Origin of the sequence: Halolamina sp. C58 (assembly GCF_051195095.1) — an archaeon.
Lineage (GTDB): Archaea > Halobacteriota > Halobacteria > Halobacteriales > Haloferacaceae > Halolamina.
Genome location: NZ_JBNTJY010000006.1, coordinates 1 through 5151 on the forward strand (window position 1 = coordinate 1; position 5151 = coordinate 5151).

At 57.9% G+C, this 5151-nt stretch carries 1 tRNA gene and 3 rRNA genes; all 4 read right to left on the reverse strand.

What is annotated here, in order from left to right:
* Positions 1–121, reverse strand: a 5S ribosomal RNA gene (rrf, locus tag ACQUSM_RS15890); the annotation flags it as partial.
* A gap of 129 nt (positions 122–250) precedes the next feature.
* A 23S ribosomal RNA gene (locus ACQUSM_RS15895) occupies positions 251–3162 on the reverse strand.
* Between the two features lie 219 nt (positions 3163–3381).
* Positions 3382–3453: transfer RNA gene (locus ACQUSM_RS15900), tRNA-Ala, on the reverse strand.
* A gap of 90 nt (positions 3454–3543) precedes the next feature.
* Positions 3544–5015 (reverse strand): 16S ribosomal RNA (locus ACQUSM_RS15905).
* Positions 5016–5151: the final 136 nt, after the last annotated feature.

Consider the following 5151-nt stretch of genomic DNA (forward strand, 5'->3'; position numbering starts at 1 on the left):
AGAGACGGCGAGTGCACTTTCCCAGCGGGTCGCCCACGCCAGTACTCGCCCACACGTAGGTGAGCTTAACTTCCGTGTTCGGGATGGGTACGGGTGTTACCTCACCACTCTGGCCGTCTCACGCCGAGTCGCGGAATCGAACCGCGAACCTACCAAGCTCGGTGTGGATCGAACCGTGTGATAAGCGTAGTCCAGTTCGCACCTGGACCCGTTCGAAACGGGTGCAGTGCAGAGATATCCGATTACCGGATGAATGATGGCTTCGGACTGTTAGTGCTCGCGGACTCAACGCCTCGTTGCCTTGGCGCGTACATCCCGAGTCTATCTAACTCCTCTTCTACGAGTGTCCTCAACGGTACTTCGTTTCCGAGTGGGTTTCGAGCTTAGATGCGTTCAGCTCTTACCCCGTGTGGCGTGGCTGCCCGGCAATGCTCTCTCGAACAACCGGTACACCAGTGGCCACCAATCGTAGTTCCTCTCGTACTATACGATCGTTCTCGTCAAGTACCATAACACCCCCAATAGATAGCAGCCGACCTGTCTCACGACGGTCTAAACCCAGCTCACGACCTCCTTTAATAGGCGAACAACCTCACCCTTGCCCGCTTCTGCACGGGCAGGATGGAGGGAACCGACATCGAGGTAGCAAGCCACGCGGTCGATATGTGCTCTTGCGCGTGACGACTCTGTTATCCCTAAGGTAGCTTTTCTGTCAGCAACCTGGCCCATCAAGGACCATGGTTGGTTCGCTAAACCACGCTTTCGCGTCAGCGTCACTCGTTGGGAATGACACTGTCAGACTTCCGTTTGCTCTTGCGCTCTTCCTCGGGTTCCCGACCCGAGTGAGGAAATCTTGGGGCGCGCTCGATATCTTTTCGAGCGCGTACCGCCCCAGTCAAACTGCCCGGCTACCGGTGTCCTCCGCCAGGAGTGAGAGTCGCAGTCACTACCGGGTAGTGTTTCATGTGTGCCTCGGTGGCCCGCTAGCGCGGGTACCTGTGTAGCGGCTCCTACCTACTCTGCACAGTAGCGACCACGTCTCAGCGACAGCCTGCAGTAAAGCTCTATAGGGTCTTCGCTTCCCCTTGGGGGTCTCCAGACTCCGCACTGGAACGTACAGTTCACCGGGTCCAACGTTGGGACAGTGGCGCTCTCGTTGATCCATTCATGCGAGTCGCTACTGAAGCGACAAGGTACTACGCTACCTTAAGAGGGTCATAGTTACCCCCGCCGTTGACGGGTCCTTCGTCCAATTGTACTTGGTGTTCAGATACCCGCACTGGGCAGGATTCAGTGACCGTACGAGTCCTTGCGGATTTGCGGTCACCTGTGTTGTTACTAGACAGTCGGAGCGCCCAAGACACTGCGACCTGCCTCGCTTGAGGCAGGCATTCCTTATTGCGAACGTACGGAACTAACTTGCCGAATTCCCTAACGTCGGTTCTCCCGACAGGCCGCGCCTTGCTCTGGCAGAGTACCTGTGTCGGATCTCGGTACGGACATCGTGCTCCCTTTTCACGGGCTCTTGGTAACATCGACTTTCGCTATCTCGAGCTTCGCTCGCTTCCTGCCGTTACGGCGTCCACGAGCTTCCTCGATTCGACCGGGCGAAGGCCCGGCTCGATGGTTCCGAAAGCGTCGGTTTCACTGCACGATGGTGCTGGAATATTAACCAGCTGTCCTTTCGATCCCTGCGAGTTACGAGGGACCTTAGGACCGACTAACCCTTGGCTGACTAACAGTGCCAAGGAACCCTTACTCTTCTGGCCGTCGGGGTTCACACCCGACTTTCGCTGCTACTATGACTAGGATTTTCGTCACTGAACGGTCCACGCGAGCTCTCGCCCGAGCTTCCATCCGTCCAGAGTGCCAACCTACTGGGTCACTATGTTACTAGTGCCGCTAGGTCTCGGTGGTGGATTTGAGCCCCGATCATTTTCGGCGCCTCGAACCTCGGCCGGTAAGCTGTTACGCTTTTCTTAGAGGGTAGCTGCTTCTAAGCTCACCTCCCGGCTGTTTAGGGCTCGAGACAACCTTCCAATCGCACTTAATCCACACTTTGGGACCTTAACCCAGCTCTGGGTTGTTCCCCTCATGGTACCCAAGCTTACCCCGGGCACCGGACTCCCATCGTCCACGGCGTGCGCACGTTCGGAGTTCGACAGAGAGGCCGACTCCTCTCGGAGGCGGGTCTCTCAATCGGTCGCTCTACCGCGCACACTACCTCGGATGAGGTCATGCTTCGACATGTTTCGGTTGGAACCAGCTGTTGCCGAGCTCGATGGGCCTTTCACCCCTACTCTCGAGTCACGGGAGGGTATTGTAGGACACCAACCCTAACGGGCCTCCACGTGCCTTTCGGCACGCTTCGCCCTGCTCCAGAGTAGATCGCTCGGTTCCGGGTCGTATCCCTTCGACTCCCCGCGCTTGAACACGGTGGGCCTGGCAATGCTGCGCCCCTATCGGTTTCCCTGCGCCTTCCCTGATGAACAGGTTAGACTCGCCAAAGAGATACACTCCCTAGTTCGTTTTTCAAAACGTACGACGGAACTTCGGCTCCCTCTTCGTCCTACTGGAGGCTCGCGCCTCGATCGTTTTGAAGAGGGCCTTTCAAGCCCCGTCGCTCTATCGCCGACTGGTTTCATGCCCTATTGCACCGCCCTTCTCGGGGTGCTTTTCAGCGTTCGCTCACGCTACTTGTTCGCTATCGGTCTCGAGGAGTGTTTAGCCTTCGCGGTCGATGCCCGCGACATTCACGAGGGATATCCAACCCCCGCTACTCTAGAACTGGCGCACACTCTACTGAACTACGGTACGGGACTGTCGCCCTGTTTCGTGCTCTGTTCCAAGAGACTTCTCGTAGTTTGTCGAGTGCTGGGAGCCAGCCTGTACACCACATGTCCTTGCGGATTCGGTTTGGGCTGTATCGCGTTCACTCGCGGTTACTAACGACATCGCAGTTGCTTTCTCTTCCTGTCCTTACTAAGATGTTTCAATTCAGGACGTTCCCCATTGCGCGAGGCAATTGCGGTGGGGATTCCCATTCGGAGATCCTCAGTTCTATGCTTCCATGCAGCTCCCTGAGGCTTATCGCAGCTTGGCACGTCCTTCTTCGGCACTCGAGCCGAGCAATCCATCAGCCGGCATAGTAGCCGTCTGTCGGTAATCGTCTATCGTCGTTCCACTGCAACCCGGGTGAACGGGTCCAGTGGGTGCCTGGACTACGCTTACACACGGTCGTCAACGTACGTCCCGTGGGTCTCACGGGAGCGTACTCTGACCCTTCCCAGACGCGCTCTCGCGGTCTGGTGCATCGATCGGTCTGGATCCCATCGTACTCTCGTCGGGCATATAACCCGCACGGTTTCCTTCGATCCGAGATGGACTCGCGGGGATTCGAACCCCGGGCATCCTCCTTGCAAAGGAGGCACTCTCCCACTGAGCTACGAGCCCTATGGAGCCTTGGTAGTTCTAAGGTGCCCGGTCGAACCGGCACACCGAACGGTGAAAGTGGGTCTGCCCGAAAGGGCAGATCCCGGTCAGTGGAGGTGATCCAGCCGCAGATTCCCCTACGGCTACCTTGTTACGACTTAAGCCCCCTTGCGGAGCCCAGATTCGACCTGTGAAACAGGCCTCATCCGGACCCCACTCGGGTGCTTTGACGGGCGGTGTGTGCAAGGAGCAGGGACGTATTCACCGCACTCTCCTGGAATGCGATTACTACCGAATCCAGCTTCATGCGGACGAGTTGCAGTCCGCAATCCGAACTACGACCGAGTTTCTGAGATTACCGTCCCCTCTCGGGGTTGGAACCCATTGTCTCGGCCATTGTAGCCCGCGTGTTGCCCAGCCCATTCGGGGCATACTGACCTACCGTTGCCCGTTCCTTCCTCCGCCTTGGCGGCGGCAGTCCTCCTAATGTACCCATCATCCTCAAGGGACATGCTGGCAATTAGGAGCGCGGGTCTCGCTCGTTGCCTGACTTAACAGGACGCCTCACGGTACGAGCTGACGGCGGCCATGCACCACCTCTCTACGGCGTCGTGACGAGGTCATCAACCTGGCCGTCATCACCGTAGTCGGGGCTGGTAAGGTTACCGGCGTTGAGTCCAATTAAACCGCAGGCTCCTCCGGTTGTAGTGCTCCCCCGCCAATTCCTTTAAGTTTCATCCTTGCGGACGTACTTCCCAGGCGGTTCGTTTAGCGGCTTCCCTGCGGCACACCACTCACTCGTAGTGAGTGGCACACCTAACGAACATCGTTTACGGCTGGGACTACCCGGGTATCTAATCCGGTTCGAGACCCCAGCTTTCGTCCCTCACTGTCGGATCAGTCCTCTCGAGGTGCTTTCGCCATCGGCGGTCCGTTCAGGATTACGGGATTTCACTCCTACCCCGAACGTACCCCTCGAGCCTTCCTGTCCCAAGCCGCACAGTTTCCGCCGGACGCCCACCCGTTAAGCGGGTGGATTTCCCGACGGACTTGCGCGGCCAGCTACGGACGCTTTAGGCCCAATAAGATCGGTCATCACTCGAGCTGCCGGTATTACCGCGGCGGCTGGCACCGGTCTTGCCCAGCTCTTGTTCCTGAACCTCCCTACGGTTCAGAAAAGAAAGGGCGATATGCCCTTTCACTCGGGGTCCCCTTATCGCACTGGCGTGCAGTGTAAAGGTTTCGCGCCTGCTGCGCCCCGTAGGGCCCGGAATCTTGTCTCAGATTCCGTCTCCGGGCTCTTGCTCTCACAACCCGTACCGATTATTGGCACGGTGGGCCGTTACCCCACCGTCTACCTAATCGGCCGCAGCCACATCCTACAGCGCCGGAGCGTTTGAGCGTCGATGTGTTCAAACAGTCGACGCGTATCAGGAGTTAGCCTCAGTTTCCCGAGGTTGTTCCTGTCTGTAGGGTAGTTTGGCCACGTGTTACTGAGCTATACGCCGCGGGTCTAACCCGCGCGACTAGCATGGCTAAATCGGACCCCGATAGCAATGACCTCCGGCAGGATCAACCGGAATGTGTACGTGCATCTGCACGTGGGTGGCGGGTCGGATCACACGACGTGATCGTTACCATCTGGTCTTGCGTATCGGTTACCGTTCGCTGTCCGCCGGCCGAACCGGGGGACACCGAACTACCAAGGCTCGCATCAGA